At 63.8% G+C, this 23068-nt stretch carries 23 protein-coding genes and 1 pseudogene; 6 read left to right on the forward strand and 18 right to left on the reverse strand.

Going from position 1 to position 23068, the window contains the following annotated elements:
• Positions 1 to 60 precede the first annotated feature (60 nt).
• The 4 genes from NKJ58_RS01460 to tesB all read right to left on the reverse strand — a co-directional run bounded on the left by NKJ58_RS01460 (position 61) and on the right by tesB (position 5972).
• On the reverse strand, positions 61 to 2730 hold the full coding sequence (locus NKJ58_RS01460; RefSeq protein ID WP_352852729.1) for a DNA translocase FtsK: 2670 nt from the start codon (positions 2728 to 2730) through the stop codon (positions 61 to 63).
• Positions 2731 to 3077: 347 nt separating this feature from the next.
• The gene (locus tag NKJ58_RS01465) at positions 3078 to 4508 is read right to left on the reverse strand and encodes an ammonium transporter (RefSeq protein WP_023670498.1); all 1431 of its coding nucleotides are present in this window, start codon (positions 4506 to 4508) and stop codon (positions 3078 to 3080) included.
• 31 nt (positions 4509 to 4539) lie between these two features.
• The gene (locus NKJ58_RS01470; RefSeq protein WP_023670499.1) at positions 4540 to 4878 is read right to left on the reverse strand and encodes a P-II family nitrogen regulator; all 339 of its coding nucleotides are present in this window, start codon (positions 4876 to 4878) and stop codon (positions 4540 to 4542) included.
• Between the two features lie 218 nt (positions 4879 to 5096).
• Entirely contained in the window at positions 5097 to 5972 is an 876-nt protein-coding gene (tesB, locus tag NKJ58_RS01475) for an acyl-CoA thioesterase II (RefSeq protein WP_023683895.1), read from the reverse strand.
• A 112-nt stretch (positions 5973 to 6084) separates the two neighbouring features.
• On the opposite strand from tesB, the gene NKJ58_RS01480 reads away from it, so the two are divergent.
• Positions 6085 to 7341 carry a ubiquinone biosynthesis hydroxylase gene (locus NKJ58_RS01480; RefSeq protein ID WP_352520155.1) on the forward strand — a complete coding sequence of 419 codons (1257 nt, stop codon included), beginning with the start codon at positions 6085 to 6087 and terminating at the stop codon, positions 7339 to 7341.
• A 22-nt stretch (positions 7342 to 7363) separates the two neighbouring features.
• Here NKJ58_RS01480 and plsY read toward each other — a convergent pair whose 3' ends face one another.
• Both plsY and NKJ58_RS01490 read right to left on the reverse strand, forming a co-directional pair.
• Positions 7364 to 8002, reverse strand: a complete 639-nt coding sequence (gene plsY, locus NKJ58_RS01485; protein WP_023670502.1) for a glycerol-3-phosphate 1-O-acyltransferase PlsY — start codon at positions 8000 to 8002, stop codon at positions 7364 to 7366.
• A 16-nt stretch (positions 8003 to 8018) separates the two neighbouring features.
• Positions 8019 to 8549, reverse strand: coding sequence for a hypothetical protein (locus tag NKJ58_RS01490; RefSeq protein ID WP_023747369.1), 531 nt, complete (start codon positions 8547 to 8549; stop codon positions 8019 to 8021).
• Positions 8550 to 8746: 197 nt separating this feature from the next.
• Between NKJ58_RS01490 and NKJ58_RS01495 the strand changes: the two are divergent.
• Together NKJ58_RS01495 and NKJ58_RS01500 are read left to right on the forward strand one after the other, a co-directional pair.
• Positions 8747 to 9336, forward strand: a pseudogene (locus tag NKJ58_RS01495) (FGGY-family carbohydrate kinase); the annotation flags it as partial.
• Positions 9333 to 10940, forward strand: a complete 1608-nt coding sequence (locus NKJ58_RS01500) for a GMC family oxidoreductase (protein ID WP_023742127.1) — start codon at positions 9333 to 9335, stop codon at positions 10938 to 10940. The pseudogene NKJ58_RS01495 and the gene NKJ58_RS01500, both read left to right, overlap by 4 nt.
• 12 nt (positions 10941 to 10952) lie before the next feature.
• Here the strand turns inward: NKJ58_RS01500 and NKJ58_RS01505 are convergent, their stop codons facing one another.
• Both NKJ58_RS01505 and NKJ58_RS01510 read right to left on the reverse strand, forming a co-directional pair.
• Entirely contained in the window at positions 10953 to 11309 is a 357-nt protein-coding gene (locus tag NKJ58_RS01505) for a YciI family protein (protein ID WP_023698373.1), read from the reverse strand.
• Entirely contained in the window at positions 11306 to 11521 is a 216-nt protein-coding gene (locus tag NKJ58_RS01510; protein ID WP_023726056.1) for a hypothetical protein, read from the reverse strand. Before NKJ58_RS01510 ends, NKJ58_RS01505 begins: the two co-directional genes overlap by 4 nt.
• A 219-nt stretch (positions 11522 to 11740) precedes the next feature.
• Here NKJ58_RS01510 and NKJ58_RS01515 point away from each other — a divergent pair, with 219 nt between their 5' ends.
• Positions 11741 to 12166, forward strand: coding sequence for an OsmC family protein (locus tag NKJ58_RS01515; protein ID WP_352520156.1), 426 nt, complete (start codon positions 11741 to 11743; stop codon positions 12164 to 12166).
• Between the two features lie 93 nt (positions 12167 to 12259).
• Here NKJ58_RS01515 and NKJ58_RS01520 read toward each other — a convergent pair whose 3' ends face one another.
• The 6 genes from NKJ58_RS01520 to NKJ58_RS01545 form a co-directional block, all read right to left on the reverse strand.
• Positions 12260 to 12889, reverse strand: coding sequence for a YceH family protein (locus tag NKJ58_RS01520; RefSeq protein ID WP_352520157.1), 630 nt, complete (start codon positions 12887 to 12889; stop codon positions 12260 to 12262).
• Between the two features lie 241 nt (positions 12890 to 13130).
• Positions 13131 to 13910 (reverse strand): succinate dehydrogenase iron-sulfur subunit, encoded by a 780-nt coding sequence (locus NKJ58_RS01525; RefSeq protein WP_023670510.1) that lies wholly within the window; start codon positions 13908 to 13910, stop codon positions 13131 to 13133.
• A 40-nt stretch (positions 13911 to 13950) separates the two neighbouring features.
• Entirely contained in the window at positions 13951 to 15780 is a 1830-nt protein-coding gene (gene sdhA / locus NKJ58_RS01530; protein WP_352520158.1) for a succinate dehydrogenase flavoprotein subunit, read from the reverse strand.
• A 1-nt stretch (position 15781) separates the two neighbouring features.
• On the reverse strand, positions 15782 to 16180 hold the full coding sequence (gene sdhD / locus NKJ58_RS01535; protein WP_023683885.1) for a succinate dehydrogenase, hydrophobic membrane anchor protein: 399 nt from the start codon (positions 16178 to 16180) through the stop codon (positions 15782 to 15784).
• Positions 16180 to 16599, reverse strand: coding sequence for a succinate dehydrogenase, cytochrome b556 subunit (gene sdhC / locus NKJ58_RS01540; protein WP_352520159.1), 420 nt, complete (start codon positions 16597 to 16599; stop codon positions 16180 to 16182). Before sdhC ends, sdhD begins: the two co-directional genes overlap by 1 nt.
• A gap of 240 nt (positions 16600 to 16839) precedes the next feature.
• Complete coding sequence (locus NKJ58_RS01545) at positions 16840 to 17310, reverse strand: hypothetical protein (protein WP_023828727.1); 471 nt, start codon at positions 17308 to 17310, stop codon at positions 16840 to 16842.
• Positions 17311 to 17562: 252 nt separating this feature from the next.
• Here NKJ58_RS01545 and NKJ58_RS01550 point away from each other — a divergent pair, with 252 nt between their 5' ends.
• Complete coding sequence (locus tag NKJ58_RS01550; protein WP_023687709.1) at positions 17563 to 17934, forward strand: hypothetical protein; 372 nt, start codon at positions 17563 to 17565, stop codon at positions 17932 to 17934.
• 37 nt (positions 17935 to 17971) lie between these two features.
• Here the strand turns inward: NKJ58_RS01550 and NKJ58_RS01555 are convergent, their stop codons facing one another.
• The gene (locus tag NKJ58_RS01555; protein WP_023815322.1) at positions 17972 to 19168 is read right to left on the reverse strand and encodes a GGDEF domain-containing protein; all 1197 of its coding nucleotides are present in this window, start codon (positions 19166 to 19168) and stop codon (positions 17972 to 17974) included.
• Positions 19169 to 19331: 163 nt separating this feature from the next.
• Between NKJ58_RS01555 and NKJ58_RS01560 the strand changes: the two genes are divergently transcribed.
• Complete coding sequence (locus NKJ58_RS01560; protein WP_023706723.1) at positions 19332 to 19643, forward strand: hypothetical protein; 312 nt, start codon at positions 19332 to 19334, stop codon at positions 19641 to 19643.
• Between the two features lie 108 nt (positions 19644 to 19751).
• On the opposite strand, the gene leuC is transcribed toward NKJ58_RS01560, so the two are convergent.
• From leuC to NKJ58_RS01575, 3 genes are all read right to left on the reverse strand, one after another.
• The gene (gene leuC, locus NKJ58_RS01565; RefSeq protein WP_023670518.1) at positions 19752 to 21161 is read right to left on the reverse strand and encodes a 3-isopropylmalate dehydratase large subunit; all 1410 of its coding nucleotides are present in this window, start codon (positions 21159 to 21161) and stop codon (positions 19752 to 19754) included.
• Between the two features lie 276 nt (positions 21162 to 21437).
• On the reverse strand, positions 21438 to 22073 hold the full coding sequence (locus tag NKJ58_RS01570; protein ID WP_023815323.1) for a class I SAM-dependent DNA methyltransferase: 636 nt from the start codon (positions 22071 to 22073) through the stop codon (positions 21438 to 21440).
• 58 nt (positions 22074 to 22131) lie between these two features.
• Complete coding sequence (locus tag NKJ58_RS01575; protein WP_023826889.1) at positions 22132 to 22938, reverse strand: amino acid ABC transporter permease; 807 nt, start codon at positions 22936 to 22938, stop codon at positions 22132 to 22134.
• Between the last annotated feature and the right edge of the window lie 130 nt (positions 22939 to 23068).

The raw sequence follows: 23068 nt of genomic DNA on the forward strand, positions 1-23068 counted from the left end.
GCGCTCAGTCGCTGTAACGCGCCAAAAGGTTCAAGGTTGCCGCCGGGCCGTATCGGCTGATCAGAACTTGTCGTCCTCGGTCGGCACCAGGATTTCGCGTTTGCCGGCATGGTTGGCCGGGCCGACAATGCCTTCCTTCTCCATCTTCTCGATGATCGAGGCGGCGCGGTTGTAGCCGATGCCGAGCCGGCGCTGGATATAGCTGGTCGACGCCTTGCCGTCGCGCAGCACGACCGAGACCGCCTGGTCGTAGGGATCGTCGGAATCCTCGAAATTGCTGTTGCCGCCACCACCAGCGCCGCCCTTGCCCGACGGCTCGTCATCGTCCTCGCCGTCATCCTCGGTGATGGCGTCGAGATATTCGGGCACGCCCTGCAGCTTCAGATGGGCGACGATCTTCTCGACCTCGTCGTCGGCGACGAACGGGCCGTGCACGCGCTGGATGCGGCCGCCGCCGGCCATGTACAGCATGTCGCCCATGCCGAGCAGCTGCTCGGCGCCCTGCTCGCCCAGAATGGTGCGGCTGTCGATCTTCGACGTCACCTGGAAGGAGATACGGGTCGGGAAATTGGCCTTGATGGTGCCGGTGATGACGTCGACCGACGGGCGCTGCGTCGCCATGATGACATGGATGCCGGCCGCGCGCGCCATTTGCGCCAGGCGCTGCACCGCGCCTTCGATGTCCTTGCCGGCGACCATCATCAAATCGGCCATTTCGTCGATGATGACGACGATGTAGGGCATCGGCTCGAGATCGAGGTTCTCGGTCTCGTAGATCGCCTCGCCGGTCTGGCGGTCGAAGCCGGTCTGCACGGTGCGCGAGATTTTTTCGCCCTTCTTTTCAGCCAACTGCACGCGCGCGTTGAAGCCGTCGATGTTGCGCACGCCGACCTTGGACATCTTGCGGTAGCGGTCCTCCATCTCGCGCACGGTCCATTTCAACGCCACCACCGCCTTCTTCGGGTCGGTGACCACCGGCGTCAGAAGGTGCGGGATGCCGTCATAGACGGAAAGTTCGAGCATCTTCGGGTCGATCATGATCAGCCGGCAGTCCTGCGGCGTCAGCTTGTAGAGCAGCGACAGGATCATGGTGTTGATGGCGACGGACTTGCCGGAGCCGGTGGTGCCTGCGACCAGCACATGCGGCATCTTGGCGATGTCGACGATCACCGCCTCGCCATTGATGGTCTTGCCCAGCGCCAGCGCCAGCTTGGACTTGGTCGTCTCGAAATCGCGGCTGGCCAGGATCTCCCGGAGATAGACGGTCTCGCGCTTGGCATTCGGCAATTCGATGCCGATGGCGTTGCGGCCGGGCACCACGGCGACGCGGCAGGCAATCGCGCTCATCGAGCGGGCGATGTCGTCGGACAGGCCGATGACGCGCGACGATTTGATGCCGGGCGCCGGCTCCAACTCATAGAGCGTGACCACCGGGCCGGGCCGTACCGCGATAATCTCGCCCTTGACGCCGAAATCCTCCAGAACGCCTTCGAGCAGGCGCGCATTCTGCTCCAGCGCGTCCTTGGACAGGCTGGCGTCGCGCACCACGTTCTTCGGCTCCGACAGGAAATGCAGCGACGGCATTTCGAATGTTTCCGAGCCGATCAGCGAGGTCTGCGCCTCGCGCTGGACGCGCGCGCCCGGAGCGGGACGCGGCGCAGGTGCGGCGACGCGGGTCGCTGCATCTGACCGGAAGTTCTGCACCTTGGCGTTCGTCGCGGCACGGCGCTGGACCGGCTCGTCGTCGAGTTCGACCTCCTCGTCGCCATTGTCGAAACCGGCATCGAGGACGTCGTCATCGTCCGGATCGACGGAAACGCTGCGGTCATTGACCATGGCGGCGAAGAACTCCGGCTCGACGCGGGCGCGGCCATCCGGGCTCATCCGCGCTTCGGCGAATTCCGCCGATTCGACCCGTTCGGCGGCGCGGCGCCATGCGGTGGAGCGCTGCTCCATCTCCGGCTCGAACTCGTCGCGCTCCTGCTGGCGGCGCACAGCCCGGCGATGCATCCAGGCGCGGAAAGACAGCCACCAGTGGGTAACGGCGCCGAGCGCCAGTATCCCCTCGTCGCCCTCGTCCTCGTCTTCGTCGAAGAGCAGGTCGTCCTCTCGGGGATCGGGCTCCGCGGTGCGCTCCATGACGGCAAAGCCGTTCTTGCGCGCAATCAGCGCCGAGCCATAGACAAACAGCCACAGCGCCGGCGCAATGAGCACCATGGCAATGATGCTGGCAACGATGCCGGTCGGGTAGCCGCCAATGACCAGGCCCGGAATATTGAGCACCATGTCGCCGAACACGCCACCGAGGCCGGTCGGCAACGGCCACGTCTTGGGCGGCACCACGCAGCCGGCCATCGCCGCCGCGAGCAGCGCGAAGCCGAACCAGGCAAGGCCGCGCTTCGGCAGCCTGTCGACGCCTCGCGCCGAAAACAGGAGAAAGCCCCAGATCACCGCCGGCACCAGGGCGGCGACCGCGGCAAGGCCGAAGAACTGCATGGCGAGGTCGGAGAATACCGCGCCCGCATAGCCCATGGCGTTGGTGACGATGTTGTCGGTGGCGTGCGAGAAGCTGGGATCGGCGACGTTCCAGGTCGCCAGCGCCGCGACGCCAAAGGCGACCAGCGCAAACAGGCCGGCGCCGACCAGCCGCCCGACCTGGCGCCGCGCGAATGCCTGGATGCCGTACCCCGTATCGGTCAGCGCGAGCGGTGCTGAAGCCCCTGAACGCATGCTTCGTTCCCCGTCTGTCATGGACTGGCCGGGCGCATGACGCACTCCGGCAGATTCGGATGTCAGACTATCGGGGGGAAGGTTAAGGCCGCATTAACTATACGGCACCCAGAGCCACGATCTTGCTCACTCCACTGTAGGCAGTCTCAACAGTTCGGAACCAATCCGGTCGACGTCTCCCCGCCGGCGGCCATCACTAGAACGTGATTGCGCAGGGACCGAGGCCTGCCAGCACGGTTGCCAAAAAGAGAGGCCCGGAATGACCCGGGCCTCAAAGCGTGAACTCCTTTCGGGAGCGTCACGACGGGATGGGAGAATGCGGGGCGGCCGAGGCCGCCCCGCAAGGCTTACGAGTGGTAGGCCGCTTCGCCATGCGAAGTCAGGTCGAGGCCTTCGCGCTCGGCGTCGGCTGTCGGACGCAGACCGATGATCAAGTCGACGACCTTGTAGAGGATTGCGCTGCCGATGCCCGACCACAGCAGGGTTACCAGGACGCCTTTGCCCTGCGCCAGCAGCTGCGTGGCCGTGCCGGCATAGCCGGCGGCGAAGTCGGCCGTCGAATAGTCGACGATGCCGGCGCCGCCGAGGGCGGGATTGACCAGAATGCCAGTGCCTAGCGCACCGATGATGCCACCGACGCAGTGGACGCCGAAGACATCGAGGCTGTCATCATAGTCGAACGTGTTCTTCACCACCGAGACGAAGAAGTAGCAGACGAAGGTGGCAACGATGCCAAGCACGATAGCGCCCATCGGGCCGGCAAAACCTGCAGCCGGCGTAATCGCGACGAGGCCGGTGACCGCGCCCGAAACAGCGCCGAGCATGGAGGCTTTGCCGCGCAGCAGCGATTCAAGCACGATCCAGGCCACTGCCGCCGCCGCCGTGGCGACGAAGGTGTTGATCATCGCCAGCACCGCATAGGCGTTCGCTTCGAGGTTCGAACCGGCGTTGAAGCCGAACCAGCCGACCCACAGCAATGAAGCGCCGACCATGGTCAGCGTCATCGAGTGCGGCGCCATGATGTCCTTCTTGTAGCCGATGCGCTTGCCGATCATCAGCGCGCCGACGAGACCGGCAATGCCCGCATTGATGTGAACGACCGTGCCGCCGGCGAAGTCGATGGCGCCGAAGCTGAAGATCAGGCCGGACGGGTCGGCATAGGCGCTCGGGCCGCCCCAGAACCAGACCATGTGCGCGATCGGGAAGTAGATTAACGTCACCCATAGGATAACAAAAAGGATCAAGGCGGAGAATTTGACGCGTTCGGCGAATGCGCCGACGATCAGGGCGGGCGTGATGCAGGCGAAGGTCATCTGGAAGACGACGAACACCAGTTCAGGAATGGCGACGCCCTTGCTGAAGGTTTCCGAAAGCGTCGATACGTTGACGCCGGAGAGAAACATCTTCGAAAGGCCGCCGACGAAGGCGTTGCCCGGGGTGAAGGCGAGGCTGTAGCCGTAGAAGACCCAGATGATCATGACCACGCTGGTGATGGTGAAGACCTGCATCAGCACCGACAGCATGTTCTTGGTACGAACCAGGCCGCCGTAGAAAAGCGCAAGGCCGGGAATGGTCATCAACAGCACCAGCACGGTGGAAATCATCATCCACGTGGTGTCGCCCTTGTCGACGGTAAAAGCCGGCGCTGCTGGCGCTGCCGCCGCGACGGCGGGAGCCGCCTCCTGCGCGAAGGCAGCAACCGTGCCCAATGCTCCGAGCGCTAAGGAGCCCAGCAGCGCGGAGCGCGCCACTGACTTCAAGGTGGAAGGTATATTCATTGAACTCTCCATTGGAATACGTGTTCGCCGCTCAAAGTGCGTCGGTGTCTGTTTCGCCGGTACGGATGCGCACCGCCTGATCGATGCCGAAGACGAAGATCTTGCCGTCGCCGATCTGGCCGGTCTTGGCCGCCGCCGTGATGGCTTCGACGGCCTTGTCGACCAGGTCTGTGCTAACCGCGACTTCGATCTTGATCTTCGGCAGGAAACTGACCGCGTATTCCGCCCCGCGATAGATTTCCGTGTGTCCCTTCTGACGCCCGTAGCCTTTGACTTCGGTGACGGTCAGGCCCTGGATGCCGACGGCGGTGAGCGCTTCGCGCACCTCGTCGAGCTTGAACGGCTTGATGATTGCCATCACGATTTTCATAAGGTTTCACCCTTTGCTGTTGCGGTCCCCCGCGTTTGCACACCTTCACCGATCCCAAAAAGCCCGGAGAGTGCCCAACAGGATTCAAGCTCCGTGCCAGTTGCCGAAGCAGGGTGTTAACTCATTGTAAATAAACAGATCGCTCGAGTCCCGGCGCCACGGTGCGCACTGTCAACGGACAGTCACTGATTAAAAAGTAGGCAATTTTTCGAAAATGCCTATTCCGCAGGCGGCCGCTTCAGCCGGATCAGGCCTTCCTGGGCAACCGAGGCGATCAGCGTGCCGTCGCGGGCAAACAGCGAGCCGCGGGTGAAGCCGCGCGACCCCTGCGTCGACGGGCTGTCCTGCGTGTACAGGATCCAGTCATCGAGCGGATGGCTGCGATGGAACCACATCGCATGGTCGAGGCTCGCCGCCTGGATGTCGCGGTCGAAAATGGCGCGGCCGTGCGCAAAGGTCGAGGTGTCGAGCAGCGTCATGTCGGAGAGGTAGGCAAGCACCGCCGCCTGGATGCCGCGGTCGGCCGGCACCGGGCCGGTGGTGCGGATCCAGATGTTCTGCTGCGGCTCCAGCTTTTCGCGGCTGGTGTAATGCTTCAGCATCACCGGCTTCATCTCGATCGGCCGGTCACGCTCCCAGTAGCGCTTGATGCCGTCCGGCACCGCCTCGCCGAACTTGCCCAGCAATTCGCGCTGCGACAACAGGCTGTCGGGCGGCGGCACGTCGCGCGGCATCGGCAGCTGATGCTCAAGGCCAACCTCGTCCTGCTGGAACGAGGCTTCCAGCGAAAAGATCGCCTGGCCGTGCTGGATCGCCACCACGCGCCGCGTGGCGAAGGAGCCGCCATCGCGGATGCGGTCGACCTCGTAGACGATCGGCACCTTGGTGTCGCCGGGCCGCATGAAATAGCCGTGCAGCGAATGCACGTGGCGCTCGGGCTCGACGGTGCGCTGCGCGGCGACCAGCGCCTGGGCGATGGTCTGGCCGCCGAAAACGCGCTGCCAGTCGAGCTTGGGGCTGCGACCACGGTACAGATTGTGTTCCAGCTGCTCGAGGTCGAGAATGCTGAGAAGCTCGTCCATGGCCGCCGTCATGCTTCGTGACCTCGCCGTAAGATGCTATGGCGGTTTCCGACAGGAATGGCGGGCAGTCAAGGCCGGAATGCCCCAGTGGGCGGGGATGGTCGAGACTTCGAAAGGAATTGACATGGCGAACCGCAACCCGGACGCAAAAACCCCGCTCGACGTGCTGGTCGCTGGCGCCGGCTATGTCGGCCTCGCCGCCGCCGTGTCGCTGAAACAGGCGCGGCCGGGCCTCGCCGTGGCGGTCGTTGATGCTGCCCCCGCCGGCGTCTGGCAAAAGGACCGCCGCGCCTCGGCGATCGCCGCCGCCGCCTGCCGCATGCTCGACCAGCTCGGCGTCTGGCAGGAAATCGTCGGGCAATCGCAGGCGATCACCGAGATGATCGTCACCGATTCGCGCACCGCCGATCCGGTGCGTCCGGTGTTTCTCACCTTCGATGGCGAGGTCGCGCCGGGCGAACCGTTCGCCCACATGGTCGCCAACAAGGACCTGAACAGCGCCTTGCGCCGCCGCGCGCAAAAGCTCGGCATCGACATCATCGAAGGTGTCGCGGTCGCATCGTTCGACGGCAATGGCGCCGGCATCACCGTGCATCTGGCCGATGGCGCGGCGATTGAGGCGCGGCTGCTGGTCGCCGCCGACGGCGTCAATTCCAAATTGCGCGACATGGCCGGCATCAAGACGGTGAAATGGGAATATGGCCAGTCCGGCATCGTCTGCACGGTGGCGCATGAGCGCCCGCACAATGGCCGCGCCGAAGAGCATTTTCTGCCGGCCGGCCCGTTTGCGACGCTGCCGCTCAAGCCCACCGACGACGGCACCAACCGCTCGTCGCTGGTCTGGGTCGAACGTTCCGAGGATGCCGAAAAGCTGGTCTCGGGCGACGACCTCGTCTTCGAGCAGGAGCTTGAATTGCGCTTCGGCCTGAAGCTCGGCGAAATCCGCGTCACCGACAAGCCGCGCGCCTGGCCGCTCGGCCTGACCATCGCGCGCGCCTTTGTCGCCCCGCGCGTAGCGCTTGCCGGCGATGCCGCGCACGGCATCCACCCGATCGCCGGCCAGGGCCTCAATCTCGGCTTCAAGGATGTGGCGGCCCTTGCTGAAGTGGTGGTCGAGGCCGATCGCTTGGGACAGGATATCGGCGCGCTCGACGTGCTCGAGCGCTACCAGCAATGGCGCCGCTTCGACACGGTGCAGATGGGCGTCACCACAGATGTGCTGAACCGGCTGTTTTCCAACGACATCGGCCCGCTGCGCCAGGTCCGCGACATAGGCCTCGGCCTTGTCGAACGGATGCCCAGGCTGAAGGAGTTCTTCATCCGCCAGGCGTCGGGGTTGTCCAACGGCAGACCACGGCTGCTCAAGGGTGAGGCGATTTAGGCCGGGAATGAGTGCCGCTTTGTCATAGACGCGGCTCGGCTCCTGACATCAGCCGCGCAATGTTGGCGCGGTGACGCACGATCACGTAGATGCCGCCGGCGATGACCAGCAACCGGTAGGGCAATGGTTGTTCCATGCCGCCGACGAGGGCGATCGCGGTGAGCGCCGCCAGCATCGAACTCAGGGACACAATTCGGGAAACTGCCAACACTACGGCAAATGCCGTCGCCGCGCCTAGACCCACAGGCCAGGACATCGCCAACAAAACACCCAACCCCGTCGCAGCCGATTTGCCGCCGGTGAAATTCAGCCAGATCGAACGGCTATGCCCAAGCAAAACAGCGAGTCCGGCCAGGCATACAACCCAAGGAGCCCAAACGGGCATATCAGATATTGCCGACGGCGGCGTTGCGGAAGACCAGAAACAAAACCAACGGGCAAAGATGACCGCTGCCGCCCCTTTCAGCACGTCCACCAGAAGCACCACCAATGCTGGCCATTTCCCGAGTGTGCGCAATACATTTGTCGCACCGGTGGACTTGGAGCCGTGCTCCCGGATATCGATGCCCTTAAGCAGTTTCCCCGCCAGATAGCCGGCAGGCGTAGAGCCGATAAGGTAAGCGGCAGCCGATCCTACCACGCTCGCTATCCAGAATGACATGCGCCCGGGCTGTTTCTCAGTTGACCTCAAACCCCAGCTTCTGCCGCAGTCGCAGCATGCGTTGGTCGGCGACCTTGAAACTCTGCTCGCCGCTCTTGGCAACACGATCCAGCATCTGCAGCAGGTCTTCGCGCTCATGCGGATCGAGGCGCTCGCGCAGGAAGGGCGCCAGCTTGTCGATGACGATCGTCGTGTCGTCGATCTGCGCCGCGGCCCATTTGGCGTAGACGACGGCTTCATCGGTCTTCTTCTGGTTGTCCGCAATCTGCGAGATCACCTCGCGGATGACCGTTTCGCGCTTCGGCATGATCGGGCCGTGCTCCGCTGCCAGTGCGGTGATCAGCGTTGCCGCCGCCACCACCGGATCGTCGATCGCCGTCAGCGGCGACAGCGCCGCCTGCTTGCGCAGCTTCTTGCGCCTTATGTTGCCCTGAACGCGGCCGACGACGTCGGCGACCTCGCGCGCGGCTTCGTTCATGGCCTTCATGCGATACCACCAGAACGCCCCGGCTCCCAGCACGCCGAGAATAGCAATCAGGAAAGGCATGTCGAATTCCCCCGAAAATTGCGGCGACGATAGGAGAACTCCGGCGTTGCTTCAACACGCAAGAATTGTATCTGATGAGAAAACAGAGCTGGCCCCCTAATCATCCAGACGCCGAGATCGGACGTCCCGGGTTCAGGTCGCTCGTCACGGGCACTAATGATGCAACCGCTTGGCGATAACGCCGACTTCGCATCGAGCGCGGTGCCCATCATGACGATCCGTTCGGCCACTGCAATGCGGCTGTCGGCGCGGTGAGGCCGGCCTGGGACGATCCGATGTTCCACCCGTTTCTCTACGGGTCGGGGCAAGGGGCGGAATACCGCGCCGGCTTCTACGGCCTTGCCGCTGGCATAGGGAAGGCCATATGCTGCGCGCGCTGTTCGAGGGCGTGATGTTCGAGCATAGGCGCCACATCAATGTCCTGAAGGACGCCGGTGTCAGCTTCGACAAGGCGGTCCTGTCCGGCGGCGGCTCGCGCAGCGAGCACTGGCCGCAAATCTTCGCCGACGGGCTTGGGGTGCCGATCACCGTGCCTGAGGCGCGCGAGACCGGCGCGCTTGGCGCGGCAATCGGCGCCGGGGTCGCGGCCGGCCTGTTCGCCGACTATGAGGCCGGCGTCGACGCCATGACCCGGTCAAGCGCCGCCTATCGTCCGAACCCGGCCATGCAGGACCATTACAACAGGCGTCATCGCGCCTATTGCGGCCTTGCCGATACGCTGCGATCGTTCTGGGCCGAACAGGCGGCAGAACCGAGTAGAACACCGCCGAGTAAACCACCGCAATGACCCAACGGCTCGATGGCGACTACGACTACATCATCGTCGGCGCAGGCACGGCGGGCTGCGTGCTGGCCAATCGGCTGAGCGAAAACCCGGCGACGCGCGTGCTGCTGCTTGAGGCCGGCGGCAGCGACAATTATCACTGGGTGCATATCCCGGTCGGCTATCTCTATTGCATCGGCAATCCGCGCACCGACTGGATGATGAAGACTGCCCCCGAAGCCGGCCTGAACGGCCGCTCGCTGGTCTATCCCCGCGGCAAGGTGCTGGGCGGCTGCACCTCGGTCAACGGCATGATCTACATGCGGGGACAGGCGGCGGACTACGATGGCTGGCGGCAGATGGGCAATGTCGGCTGGGGCTGGGACGATGTGCTGCCCTACTTCCTCAAATCCGAGGACCATCATGGCGGCAAGACCGAGCTGCATGGCTCCCGCGGCGAATGGAAAGTGGCGCGGCAACGCCTGTCGTGGCCGATCCTGAACACCGTGCAGGAGGCGGCCAAGGAATTCGGCATCATGCCGCGCGAGGATTTTAACGACGGCGACAATGAGGGGTCCGGCTTCTTCGAAGTCAACCAGAGCAAGGGCGTGCGCTGGAACACAGCCAAGGCATTCTTGCGCCCGGCGCTGCGGCGGCCGAACCTCAGGCTGGTCGTCAACGCGCATGTCGAGACGGTGTTGTTCGAGGGCAAGCGTGCTATCGGCGTTTGTTATCGCGTCGGCGGCCAAACCATCGAGGCAAAGGCCAGGAGCGAGGTGCTGCTGACCGCCGGCTCGATCAACACGCCGAAACTGCTGGAGCTTTCCGGGGTCGGCGAGCCGGATCGCCTCGCCGCGCTCGGCATCGATGTGGTTCACGCCAGCCCCGATGTCGGCGAGAACCTTCAGGACCATCTGCAGATCCGCACTGTCTACAAAGTGTCGTCGGCGCTGACGCTCAACACGCTAGCCAACAGCCTGAGCGGCAAGGCGAAGATCGCGCTGCAATATGCCTTTGGCCGCTCGGGACCGATGTCGATGGCGCCGAGCCAGTTCGGCATGTTCTCGAAATCCGATCCGTCGATGGCGACGCCGGACCTGGAGTACCACGTCCAGCCCTTGTCTACCGACCGGCTGGGCGACCCGCTGCACCCGTTCCCGGCAATCACCATGTCGGTCTGCAATCTGCGGCCCGAGAGCGTCGGCTCGGTGCACGCTACGACGCGCGAGCTGGCCGTGCAGCCGGAGATCCGGCTGAACTACCTCTCTACGGCGCGCGACCGCGAGATCGCGCTGCGTTCGGTGCGCCAGGCGCGCAGCATCATGACCGCCAAGGCTCTTGCCGGCTTCCATCCGGAAGAAATCCTGCCTGGTCTCGCCCACCAGTCGGACGAGGACCTGCTGCACCAGATCGGCTCGATCGCCACGACCATCTTCCACCCGGTCGGCACCTGCCGGATGGGCATCGATGACCGCGCCGTCGTCAGCCCGGACCTGCGCGTGACCGGTATCGAGGGGCTGCGGATCATCGACGCGTCGATCATGCCGCGCATCGTCTCCGGCAACACCGCCTCGCCAGTGGTGATGATCGCCGAGAAGGCGGCGGATATGATCCGCCGGCCTGCATGACGTCGCCGCCGCCTATGACCCCGGCACGTCGTAGATCGCCCTGACTTCGACGGTGCCGATTTCAGCCAGCGGAATTTTGCCGGCGATCTCCAGCGCCTTGTCGAGAGTGTCGGCTTCGATCATGACGAAACCAAGCAACTGCTCCTTGGTTTCGGCAAACGGACCGTCAGTGATCAGCCGCTTGCCTTGGCGCCGCCGCACCGTCTTCGACGTCTTCACCGATTGCAGCGCCTGCGCGATGATCAGCTTGCCTTGCTGGTCCAATGACCGGTCATAGGCCATCGAATCGGCGTCGAGCTTGGCCAGACGCTCCGGCGTCATGGCATGGAGGTCCTTTTCCTCGCCGTAGACCAGACAGACATATTTCATTTCCAGCTCCCTTGCTGTGACGACCCATAGGCGATCACGGTGCCGGCGGCATCCTTGCCGGCAGCAGCGTGGTCGAGCACGCAGACCGCAATGCCGATCACGGCGACCGCAGCAAGCAGCCGGCCGAAGCCGGAAGATCGCGAGCACTCGATCTCGCGTAGACGCGCGCTTTTGTCGGCGTCGTTCCAATGGGCAGAAAACAGATTGTTCATCTTGGATCTCCATCCGCCACGAGAATCCGTGGACGCTCGCAGGACGGCCGGCGCCGATGCAAGTCGACATTTTTGCACGCACATTTTTTCAGAAAAATTTGCAGGGCACGCCGGCGTCGCATCCGGCCGAAACAGCGCGGTGGTCTTCCCCTGCCGCCGCGCTATAGTTGGAGGGAACGCCGCGTGGCCGGCGCTGTCGCTGTAATCAAGGAGAATTCTATGGACCGTACCGCAAACGCCGTCTGGAAAGGCAATCTGAAGGAGGGCACGGGCACGCTCGACAGCCAGAGCGGCACTTTGAAAGGCACGCCCTATTCGTTCAAGGCTCGCTTCGAGGACGAGAGCGGCAAATCCGGCACCAATCCCGAAGAGTTGATCGCGGCGGCACACGCCGGATGCTACGCCATGCAGCTGTCGCATTTCCTGGCCGAGAACGGCACGCCCGCCACCGAGCTCGACGCCAAGGCGGTGGTGACGCTGGTCCCCGGCACCGGCATCACCGGCAGCGCCATCACCCTGGTCGGCAAGGTGCCAGGAATCGATGCGGCGAAGTTCAAGGAACTGGCCGAGAAGGCCAAGGCGGAGTGCCCGGTTTCGAAGGCACTCGGCGCCATCAAAGTATCGCTCGACGCGAAGCTGGGGTGAAACGAAGGGATTCGAAGTGAGAAACGCCGGCTTAACGCCGGCGTTTGCATTTTCAGAGGCCAGCGATCCGTCGCGCCAACGCTCCGGTGATAGTTAAGCCCCCAGCGCATCAAGCCGGGCGCGAAGCGCTGCGACTTCCTGCTCCATCGATGCAATCCTTGCTTCCAGGTCAGAGGCCGGTAGGACCGGCGAACTCCGTTGTGCAGAGAGGGCAGCAACGTCCACGGGGCCGGCGAGCAGATGCACAAAACGGTCCTCGCGCTGCCCCGGCCCGCGCGGTATTTCCTGGACGAGCGGCGGTCGGCGGCCGATCAGCATGTCGAGTTCAGCGCGCAGGTCTTCGATCGACGAGAACCGCGCCATGCGCTCAGCTCGCGCCAGCAACTCATGCGCCGTCTGCGGCCCGCGCAGCAAAAGCAGGCCGATCACCGCAGTCTGCGGCGTCGTCAGCGAGAAGCGCTGCGCCATCTGATGCCCATAGCGCTCGACGCGCGAGCCGAACATCTGACGCACCAGCCCCTTCTGCTCGAGCAGCTTCAGCGTCCGATGCACCTCTGTCGGCTCGAGCGCCATCACAGGCTCGCGCGCCGTCTTCTGGTTGGCGGCTGCAAGTGCTGCATTCAGCGTCAGCGGATAGACATCCGGCGTCAGCTCCTTCTTCTCGATCAGGCAGCCGAGCACACGGACTTCGACCGGATTAAGGATTGGAAGCTCTTCGCTCATTGGGTTGAGTATCCTTTCTAGCGCCGGCGAGACAGCGCCCACCTCTCTGTCCTACCGGATATCTCCCCACGCGGGGGGAGATCGGCAGCTTCGCCGACAGCGCGCCATCCTTCAACCTTGGAGATTGGCGAAAGCCGCGATGACGGCCAGTCTCCCCACCCGTGGGGGAGATGTCCGGCAGGACAGAGGGGCGCGCGAAGGATCGCCGCGTTCGAGATTGCCGCGAGCGAACTCGCCTCAACTAAACCCGCCGCTCCACCATCATCTTCTTGATCTCGGCAATCGCCTTGGCCGGGTTGAGCCCCTTCGGGCAGGTCTGCGCGCAGTTCATGATGGTGTGGCAGCGGTAGAGCCGGAACGGGTCTTCGAGATCGTCGAGCCGTTCGCCCGTGGCTTCGTCGCGGCTGTCGATCAGCCAGCGATAGGCCTGCAGCAACGTCGCCGGGCCGAGATAACGGTCGCCGTTCCACCAATAGCTCGGGCACGAGGTCGAGCAGCAGGCGCACAGGATGCACTCGTAGAGCCCGTCGAGCTTTTCGCGATCCTCATGGCTCTGCAGCCATTCCTTGGCCGGCTCTGGCGACACTGTCTTCAGCCATGGCTGGATCGAGGCGTGCTGGGCGTAGAAATTGGTGAGGTCGGGCACCAGATCCTTGACCACCTGCATATGCGGCAGCGGGTAGACCTTGACGGCGCCGGAAATGTCGTCGCAGCCCTTGGTGCAGGCCAGCGTGTTGGAGCCATCGATGTTCATGGCGCAGGAGCCGCAAATGCCTTCGCGGCAGGAGCGGCGCAACGCCAGCGTCGGGTCGATCTTGTTCTTGATCCAGAGCAGCGCATCGAGCACCATCGGCCCACAATCGTCCATGTCGACGAAATAGGTGTCGATGCGCGGGTTCTCGTCATCGTCGGGCGACCAGCGGTAGATGCGGTATTCCCTGAGGTTGGTGGCGCCCTCCGGCTTCGGCCAGGTCTTGCCCGGCTGCACCTTGGAGTTCTTGGGAAGCGTTAGTTCGACCATTACCTCAGGTCCTTTCGGATGACGAGCTTCGGCACCATGGTCAGTACACCCTGGCCTTGGGCGCGATCTTGGCGAGGCTGATGCCGCCGTCCTTTTCCGCCACCAACGGTTCGGTGTGCACCGGACGATAGCTGAGGCTCACCTGGCCGTCCTCGCTTAGCCGGGCCAGCGTATGCTTGCGCCAGATAGTGTCGTCGCGGGCCGAGAAATCTTCGCGCGCATGCGCGCCGCGGCTCTCCTTGCGTGCCTCGGCGCCGTAGACCGTGGTGATGGCGTTGGCCATCAGATTTTCCAGCTCCAGCGTCTCGACCAGGTCGGAATTCCAGATCATCGAGCGGTCGGAGACTTTCAGGTCCTTGAGCTCGGTCCATATCTGCGAAATGCGCTTGCAGCCGTTTTCGAGCGACTCCTGTGTGCGGAACACGGCGGCGTCTTCCTGCATCGCCTTCTGCATTTTCTCACGCAGAACAGCGGTTGGCGTCGAGCCATTGGCGTGGCGCAGCCGGTCGAAGCGGTCCATGATGTTTTCGACCGAGGCTTCGTTGGGCGAAGGGATCGCCGAATTACGGTCGATGACCTGGCCGGCGCGGATTGCGGCGGCGCGGCCGAACACCACCAGATCGATCAACGAGTTCGAGCCCAGCCGGTTGGCGCCGTGCACGGAGGCACAGCCGGCCTCGCCGACCGCCATCAGCCCGGGTGACACCCGGTCAGGATTCTCGACCGTCGGGTTCAGCACCTCGCCCCAGTAGTTGGTCGGCACGCCGCCCATATTGTAGTGCACCGTCGGCAGCACCGGGATCGGCTCCTTGGTCAGGTCGACGCCGGCGAAAATCCTGGCCGATTCCGAAATGCCCGGCAGCCGCTCATGCAGCACGGCCGGATCGAGATGGTCGAGATGCAGGAAAATATGGTCCTTGTTCTTGCCGACCCCGCGGCCTTCGCGGATCTCCAGCGTCATGCAACGCGAGACGACGTCGCGCGAGGCCAGGTCCTTGGCCGACGGCGCGTAGCGTTCCATGAAGCGCTCGCCCTCGGAATTGACGAGATAGCCGCCCTCGCCGCGCGCGCCTTCGGTGATCAGGCAGCCGGCGCCGTAGATGCCGGTCGGATGAAACTGCACGAACTCCATATCCTGCAACGGGAAGCCGGCCCGTGCCGCCATGCCGCCGCCGTCGCCTGTACAGGTGTGCGCCGACGTCGCCGAGAAATAGGCGCGGCCATATCCGCCGGTCGCCAGCACCACCATCTTGGCGGAGAAGCGATGGATGGTGCCGTCGTCGAGGTTCCAGGCGACGACGCCGGTGCAGGTGCCGTCCGGTTCCATGATCAGGTCGAGCGCAAAATACTCGATGAAGAACTGTGCATTGTTCTTCAGCGACTGGCCGTAGAGCGTGTGCAGGATGGCGTGACCGGTGCGGTCGGCGGCAGCACAGGTGCGCTGCACCGGCGGGCCGTCGCCATAATTCATCATGTGCCCGCCGAACGGCCGCTGGTAGATCTTGCCCTCTTCGGTGCGCGAGAACGGCACGCCGTAATGCTCGAGCTCGTAGACCGCCGCCGGTGCCTCGCGCACCAGATATTCCATGGCGTCGACGTCGCCCAGCCAGTCCGAACCCTTGACGGTGTCGTACATGTGCCACTGCCAGGAGTCCGGACCCATGTTGGACAGCGACGCGGCAATGCCGCCTTGTGCCGCCACCGTGTGCGAGCGGGTCGGGAACACTTTGGTGATGCAGGCCGTGCGCAGGCCCTGCTCGGCCATGCCGAGCGTGGCGCGCAGGCCGGCGCCGCCGGCGCCGACGACCACCACGTCGAACTTGTGGTCGACAAAGGTATAGCCGGTGGCCGATTTCGCGTCCTTGGCCAAATCAGCCTCCGAATGCCAGTTTGAGCAGGGCGAAGATCGAGGCGACGCCGACCGCTATGGTGAAAAACGTGCTGAGTGCGATCAGCGCCAGCTTCATGCCTTCGGCATGCACGTAATCCTCGATAATGACCTGCATGCCGACACGCATATGGGTGAGACCGGAAACGAGCACCAGCGCCAACACCAGCGCCACGAACGGACTGGCGAGCGCCGCCCGCACCTCGGCGAAGCCGGCGCCATTGAGCGCGATCAGGAACCCGACGAAGAACAGTATCAGCGGGATGTTGGCAATGGCCGTCAGCCGCTGTCGCCAGAAATGCCCGGTGCCTTCGCGGGCCGAGCCCAGACCGCGGACCTTGGCCAGCGGCGTGCGCATATCGTTGTTGTTCGTGCCGCTCATCACAAGGTTCCCCGCGCCATGTAGCCGGCGACCCAGATCAGCAGCGTGAGCAGGATGGAACCGGCGAGCGTCGCCCAGGCAATCTTCGATGCCGTGTGTTTCTCCAGCCCGGCGCCGGTGTCCCAGACGAGATGGCGCACGCCGCCCAGCATGTGGTGCATCAGCGCCCAGGTGTAGCCGAACAGGATGAGCCGGCCGAGCCAGGTGCCGAAGGCCCAATTGATCCAATCGAAAGCGCCTTGCGAACTCGCCGCCGCCATCAGCCACGCGGCGACCAGCAGCGTGCCGAAATACAGCGCCCCGCCAGTGATGCGGTGAATGATCGACATCGTCATGGTGACCGGTGGGCGGTAAATCGTCAGGTGCGGCGAGAGCGGCCGTTCACGTCTGGCGGTTCGGGTGGCTGGTGATTTGCTCATGGCTGCCCCAGTTCGATGTCCGGAGCCGCGGTGGAAAGCGGCACTTACCGCCTCGATATATGACTTCAGACAGCCGGTTTCTAATGCTCTTTTTGCACCGCGTCAAAGCCGGAAAATCGTTTTGAAAACGTCATTTAGTCTGACAAAAGGCTGCTGTTTCGCTTCAATCGATTTGGCCACCGTCGAAAGCCGGCGCACCGTTCGCTGCAGTGCGGCATTTCCTTTGCCATCGACGCCAGGCTATCGTTTGCAGGTCTGTGGTGTCGAGCCCCTCTTCATCACCAGCGCCTCGCGCGCGTCGATCACGATTGCGTCATGCGACGCGGCTTCCTGGTAGCGGCTGGACTGGTTGACGGGTGATGCGGCAAACTCCTCGGTCGTGCCATCGGGCCTGACAACGCGCAACGCCGTGCCGAGGTTCTGGATGGTGATCATGCCGCCATTGCCGCATCTGTAAGTTGCCGTGCCGACAGCAGACCGCGGCGCGGTAAGGTCGGTGACGATCTTGGCTGAAGGTGCGGCAGGCGCTGTCGGAGCCGTTGCGGAAGCCGGGGGCGCCACAGGTGCGGCGGACTGCTGAGCCGGCACGGGCGCAACAGTGGGTGGTACGGTATTCATCGCCGTCGGCGCGCCGTTCTGCGGCACGCAGGCTGCGGCAGTCAGCAAGGGGATCGACAACAGCGTCACCCGACACGTCCGGCGTAACGCCATATGCTGTCCTCCTGCGCGGCTAACTAGCCGCGATGTTCCACCAAGATCAAGCTCACCCGACGTCAGCGTAGTTGTGTGCGTCGCGGCCGATGGTGCGGGCAAGCATGGCCGAATGATGACGCACGGGTTTCCATCCCGTCGGATATTAACCATGTTTGGCGAGAGATCGCCGCCGGATGCGCCTGCCCTCTTAACAAAGGTTAAGAAAAGGTTAATTTCCGATTCGATCGGGTCCACAGCAGAGAGGACACCATGCTTTCGAATTCAGGAAGAGCGCGCCTTGCGGCGCTTGTGCTGGCGACAGCCAGTCTCGGCTTCGCCGCCCCGGCAATGGCCTGGTCGCGCCATCATGACCGCGTCTATGCCGATTCCCTGGGCAATCTCGTCATCGACAGCGCCGCCGGCTACAAGCGCATCATTGTCGGCCAAGGCAGGCTGGCCAAGAAATTGTCCGACTACACCAGCGCCGGGCAGCCGGAAGCGGAACCGGAAGTCCTTTATGAAGACGAGGCGGATCACATCTCCAGGCGTGGCTGCTACCAGCCGCCGGTGTTCGTGAAGGGCCGCTCCTATATGTACGGCCTCTCCGATGGCGAAATGCCCAACCTCAGCCCTTGCCGCTGATGATCCGGCACGGCCGAGAGGCCGTTTAAGCGAGACGCTAACCGACGCTGCCTGTATCCGGGATGAACACCGTTTCCGCCCGCTCATAGGACAATCGCACGCTGTCGCGGCCGTTCTTCTTGGCCTTGTAGAGCGCTTCGTCGGCGCGCCGCATCAGCGGCTCCAGCCCTTCGTCGCCGGTGCGCGCCGCGACGCCGAAGCTCGCGGTCACCCTGGTGCCCGGCGGCAACCCGTCGACACTGCCGGCCGAATAGTGCGTGCGCACGGCTTCGGCAAACAGCCGCGCCGTGGCAAGATCGCTCAGCGACAGAAGCACGGCGAACTCCTCGCCGCCGATGCGGCCGGCAACCGCACGCGTGCCGGCGGCCGCGCGAAGCTTGGCGGCGAAGTCGGCGATCACCTGGTCGCCCGCGGCATGTCCGTATTTGTCGTTGAGCGCCTTGAAGTGATCGAGATCGGCCAGCACCAGCGCGACCGGCACCTTGGTAACAGCGCAATGCTGCAGCACCAGCAAGGCGCGCTCCTCGAAACCCCTGCGGTTGAGCAGGCCAGACAGCGGATCGGTGTGCGTCTCGGTCTTCAGCGCCTTCATCACGTCGAGCGCAGCTGCCGAGAACAGGCAGAGCGCGATCAGCAACGACAGCAGCGCGTGCGTCAAAAGCGCCGTCGTCCAGTAGGACGAGCCATAAAACCCGTCATAGCTGGTGAACGGCCCGTGCGAGATGACGACGAGCAGCGTGCGGCCGATGAAGTTCAGCCCGGACAGCAGCGACAACACGAACAGGATTTTTTCCGTCGGGCCGTTCTTGCGCACGGCGCGCAGCTCGGCAGCGACCAGCAGGCTGAGGCCGCCAAAGCCGAAATTGATCGACAGGATGCGCCAAGTCAAGTCCGGCTGGACGAACAGGAACCAGCAGAATGCCACCATCCCGCCACCCGCCAGAATGCCGATCGCGATATAGGGCACGCGCCTGCCGTAGCGTGAGATGATCGCACCGACGAGGCAACAGGCGGCGAGCGTGAAGCAGAGGTTGGAGACCAGCTTGGTCAGCACCATGCCGCCGGGCAGCGTGAAATACTGCAGCAGGAAGCCGGGCGCGGACACGCAATAGCTCGTGCCGAGCACAGCCAGATAGGGCCGGTGGCGCTGATAGAACCACAGCAGGAGGAACGCCGCGCCGAGCGCCAGCGCGATCGTCGGATTGAGCAGCGCTATGAACAGGCCGGTGTCCAAAGGACGGTGACTTCCCCGCTTGACGTCAGGGAAGACCTTAGAGCGCAAGCCCCAACAAGCGGTTAAGCCGGGACGAATATGCAAGTCGCCACTCATGAAGCTGGTGCACGGAACCGGGACCTGAGGCCGGCGTTTCCTGACAGCAATCAAGGAGAAGTTGTTCATGGCCGACACGATCACGCTGACCGATCACGAAGCAATTCGCTCATGGGCCGCAGGGCGCGCCGGATTTCCGGCGATCGTCGATGTATCGCCCGAAACCGGAACGCAGCCGTTGCTGAGGCTCGTCTTCGGCCAGCACGCCTATCAGGACCAGGATCAGCCTGAACGCCCGGTCAACGCAGGCGGCTACGAGCTGGTCGAATGGGACGAGTGGTTCAAGATCTTCGACGAGCGCGAACTGGCGCTGGTGGTCGCGACCGACGAACCCGGCAGCCGGGAGGAATTTCATGAAATCATCCGGCGTGCCGGCTAGGGCATAATACCCCAAGGGTCTTAGAGCGGCGCGCTTTAAACAAAACCCCGAACGGTTTTGCCGTTCGGGGTTTTGCATACGCTCAGATCAGGCTTGAACCAGTCTGCGCTATTTCCAGTCGCGGATGTCGACGAAATGGCCGGCGATCGCCGCCGCCGCCGCCATTGCCGGCGATACCAGATGGGTGCGGCCCTTGAAGCCCTGCCGGCCTTCGAAATTGCGGTTCGAGGTCGAGGCGCAGCGCTCATGCGGCTTCAGCCGGTCGTCGTTCATGGCCAGGCACATCGAGCAGCCCGGCTCGCGCCAGTCGAAACCGGCGGCAATGAAGATCTTGTCGAGACCCTCGGCCTCCGCCTGTTCCTTGACCAGACCGGAGCCCGGCACGATCATCGCATCGACATGCGCACTCACCGTCTTGCCTTCGACCACCTTGGCCACCGCACGCAGATCCTCGATGCGGCCATTGGTGCAGGAGCCGATGAAGACGCGGTCGAGCGTGATGTCGGTGATCTTCGTGCCCGGCGTCAGCCCCATATAGTCGAGCGCGCGGATCTTTGACGTCCGCTTGTTCTCGTCCGTGATCTCTTCCGGATTGGGAACGACGCCCTGCACCGAAACGACGTCCTCGGGCGAGGAACCCCAGGAGACGATCGGCGGCAGCTTGGCCGCGTCGAGCACGATCACCTTGTCGAAATGCGCGCCCTCGTCGGACTGCAGCGTCTTCCAGTATTCGAGCGCGGCGTCCCACGACGCGCCCTTCGGCGCGCGCGGCTTGCCCTTGACATAGGCGAAGGTGGTTTCGTCGGCCGCGATCAGGCCGGCGCGCGCGCCGCCCTCGATCGACATGTTGCAAATCGTCATGCGGCCTTCCATCGACAGCGCGCGGATCGCCTCGCCGGCATATTCGATGACATAGCCGGTGCCGCCGGCGGTGCCGATCTCGCCGATGATGGCCAAGATGATGTCCTTGGCGGTGACGCCTTCCGGTAACTGGCCATCGACACGCACCAGCATGTTCTTGGCCTTGCGCTGGATCAGCGTCTGGGTCGCCAGCACATGCTCGACCTCGGAGGTGCCGATGCCATGTGCCAATGCGCCGAAGGCGCCATGCGTCGAGGTGTGGCTGTCGCCGCAGACAATGGTCATGCCAGGCAGCGTGAAGCCCTGCTCCGGCCCGATGATGTGGACGATGCCCTGGCGGATATCGTTTTCGGAGTAATATTCGACGCCGAAATCCCTAGCGTTCTTGGCCAAGGCCTCGACCTGGATGCGGCTTTCCTCGTTCTTGATGCCGAACTTGCGCTCGGGCGAGGTCGAGACATTGTGATCGACCACGGCCAGCGTCTTTTCCGGATGCCGGACTTTTCTGCCGGTCATGCGCAGACCTTCGAAGGCCTGCGGGCTGGTCACTTCATGGACGAGATGGCGGTCGATGTAGAGCAGACAGGTGCCATCATCCTGGCGGTCGACGACATGGTCGTCGAAAATCTTGTCGTAGAGGGTGCGCGGTGCGCTCATGTGCGTAAATCCGTCGATTTGCAAAAAGGGGAAGGGCAGACGCGCGAAGCCTTCGGCGCGGCGAAAGCGGCTTAGCTAAGTCGGCTGGTGAGCGCGCCGGAAATGCGCGAAGAGAAACGCGACGGCAGGCGTTTTCTGTCCTGCAGCACGAAACCCTTATAGGCCGGATCGCCAAAAAGCTCTTCCATGGCGTGGCTCATACCAATGTTTTGGCTTTTCGGCAATTGCGGCGTGTTTCGCTTCTCCCCTTGTGAGAGAAGGCGAAGAGGGCGGCGCTCAAAGCACCTCGAACACAAAAGTCTTCACCAGCGCGTCCGGCTCGGCGATCGCATAGCAGCGGAACCATGGGCTTTGCTCGGCCGGCCGCCATTTCCCGGCCCGCTCCAGCCCGTCGAACACGTCCTGGAAGCCGCCGCTTTCGAAAACCTGGTCGCGCACGGTGAAGATGGCGTGGCCGCCTTTCCTGGTGATGCGGACAAGCTCGTGCAGGCCGGACGCCGGCGCATGGCCGATGGTGAACACGCCAGTCGAGAAGAAGGCGCGGAAATGCCCGTCCGGCCAGGGTAGCGGCCCGCCGAGCATGGCCTGCTTCAGATCGCCATAGGCATTGCGGCTGCCGGCGATCTTCAGCATGTCGTCGGAGAGGTCGAGGCCGGCAATGTCGTGATAACCCAGCGCCTTCAATGACGGGCCTGACAGGCCGGTGCCGCAGCCGGCGTCGAGCAGCGGGCCTTCACCCACCTTCACATGGCGCGCCACCCAGGCGGTGATCAGGAACGGCAGCAGATAGCCGAGCGAAGCGGTCTCGCCGTCATAGGTCGCGGCCCAGTCTGCATAGGCCTTGGCCAGCCCTTCCGGCGTGTCGGCCGAATAGACGGTACCCAGCGCCGCATTGGCCTTGTCGATCGTCATCGCCTGCATCCTCCGGAATCCTGTCCTCCGCGATCGTAGCCGTGCCCGCGTCGGACTTCTATTCCTGCTGCGCCCGCCGCAGTCGTTGCTCCAGCCCCCGCAGCGCCAGCGACAGGCTGACGGTGAGGATGAGATAGATATAGGCGACGATCGAATAGGTCTCGAAGAAGCGGAACGAGCCGGCGGCGTAGATCTTGCCCATCTGCGTGATGTCGGCGACGCCGAGCACCGAGACCAGCGAGGAATCCTTGACCATGGCGACGAAGTCATTGCCGAGCGGCGGCAGGATGGTGCGGATCGCCTGTGGGAAGACGATCAGCCGGAAGCGCTGCGTGCGCGTCAGCCCGAGCGCCTTGGCAGCCTCGATCTGGCCTTTCTCGACTGACTGGATGCCGGCGCGGAAGACCTCGGAGATGAAGGCGGAATAACCGATGGTCAGCGCCATGATCGCACGCCACAACAGCGACACGTCGCGCACCAAAAGCTCGCCGAGATAGCCGGCGTTTTGCAGCGGCGCGGTCAGCGCATTCCACGCAGCCACGAAGGCCGGCGCGCCGGCGAAGGCGATCCAGAACAACAGCACCAGGATCGGCACGCCGCGGATGATCTCGACATAGAAACGAGCGATCTGCTTGAGCCAACGCGACCCCGACAACCCCATCAGCGCAATGCCGAGCCCGACGGCGGAAGCCAGCGCGAAGGCGACCACGGTGACAAGAATGGTGATGCCGATGCCTTTGGCGACGGTGGCAAAAACCTGGGCGTAGAGATCGCTGGCGGCAATGCAGAGCGCAGCCACGATGGCGAGCGCGATCGCAGCGGCAAGCCACCAGGGGAAATCGGATTTTGGGGTTGAGGCGAGCATCAATGCCCAACGCTGGTGAACAGCTGCGCTCGCAAGATCTGCCGATCTCCCCCCTTGCGGGGGAGATGTCCGGCAGGACAGAGGGGGGTGCTGTCCCTCCAACCTGTCAAACGGTTACAGTCACAACCTT

This window comes from Mesorhizobium sp. M0139 (assembly GCF_040322455.1).
Lineage (GTDB): Bacteria > Pseudomonadota > Alphaproteobacteria > Rhizobiales > Rhizobiaceae > Mesorhizobium.

Bases quoted from the DNA above. Each gene is read 5' to 3' on its own strand.
- NKJ58_RS01460 (WP_352852729.1), bottom strand. From the start codon at position 2,730: ATGCGTTCAGGGGCTTCAGCACCGCTCGCGCTGACCGATACGGGGTAC.
- NKJ58_RS01465 (WP_023670498.1), bottom strand. From the start codon at position 4,508: ATGAATATACCTTCCACCTTGAAGTCAGTGGCGCGCTCCGCGCTGCTG.
- NKJ58_RS01470 (WP_023670499.1), bottom strand. From the start codon at position 4,878: ATGAAAATCGTGATGGCAATCATCAAGCCGTTCAAGCTCGACGAGGTG.
- tesB (WP_023683895.1), bottom strand. From the start codon at position 5,972: ATGACGGCGGCCATGGACGAGCTTCTCAGCATTCTCGACCTCGAGCAG.
- NKJ58_RS01480 (WP_352520155.1), top strand. From the start codon at position 6,085: ATGGCGAACCGCAACCCGGACGCAAAAACCCCGCTCGACGTGCTGGTC.
- plsY (WP_023670502.1), bottom strand. From the start codon at position 8,002: ATGTCATTCTGGATAGCGAGCGTGGTAGGATCGGCTGCCGCTTACCTT.
- NKJ58_RS01490 (WP_023747369.1), bottom strand. From the start codon at position 8,549: ATGCCTTTCCTGATTGCTATTCTCGGCGTGCTGGGAGCCGGGGCGTTC.
- NKJ58_RS01500 (WP_023742127.1), top strand. From the start codon at position 9,333: ATGACCCAACGGCTCGATGGCGACTACGACTACATCATCGTCGGCGCA.
- NKJ58_RS01505 (WP_023698373.1), bottom strand. From the start codon at position 11,309: ATGAAATATGTCTGTCTGGTCTACGGCGAGGAAAAGGACCTCCATGCC.
- NKJ58_RS01510 (WP_023726056.1), bottom strand. From the start codon at position 11,521: ATGAACAATCTGTTTTCTGCCCATTGGAACGACGCCGACAAAAGCGCG.
- NKJ58_RS01515 (WP_352520156.1), top strand. From the start codon at position 11,741: ATGGACCGTACCGCAAACGCCGTCTGGAAAGGCAATCTGAAGGAGGGC.
- NKJ58_RS01520 (WP_352520157.1), bottom strand. From the start codon at position 12,889: ATGAGCGAAGAGCTTCCAATCCTTAATCCGGTCGAAGTCCGTGTGCTC.
- NKJ58_RS01525 (WP_023670510.1), bottom strand. From the start codon at position 13,910: ATGGTCGAACTAACGCTTCCCAAGAACTCCAAGGTGCAGCCGGGCAAG.
- sdhD (WP_023683885.1), bottom strand. From the start codon at position 16,180: ATGAGCGGCACGAACAACAACGATATGCGCACGCCGCTGGCCAAGGTC.
- sdhC (WP_352520159.1), bottom strand. From the start codon at position 16,599: ATGAGCAAATCACCAGCCACCCGAACCGCCAGACGTGAACGGCCGCTC.
- NKJ58_RS01545 (WP_023828727.1), bottom strand. From the start codon at position 17,310: ATGGCGTTACGCCGGACGTGTCGGGTGACGCTGTTGTCGATCCCCTTG.
- NKJ58_RS01550 (WP_023687709.1), top strand. From the start codon at position 17,563: ATGCTTTCGAATTCAGGAAGAGCGCGCCTTGCGGCGCTTGTGCTGGCG.
- NKJ58_RS01560 (WP_023706723.1), top strand. From the start codon at position 19,332: ATGGCCGACACGATCACGCTGACCGATCACGAAGCAATTCGCTCATGG.
- leuC (WP_023670518.1), bottom strand. From the start codon at position 21,161: ATGAGCGCACCGCGCACCCTCTACGACAAGATTTTCGACGACCATGTC.
- NKJ58_RS01570 (WP_023815323.1), bottom strand. From the start codon at position 22,073: ATGACGATCGACAAGGCCAATGCGGCGCTGGGTACCGTCTATTCGGCC.
- NKJ58_RS01575 (WP_023826889.1), bottom strand. From the start codon at position 22,938: ATGCTCGCCTCAACCCCAAAATCCGATTTCCCCTGGTGGCTTGCCGCT.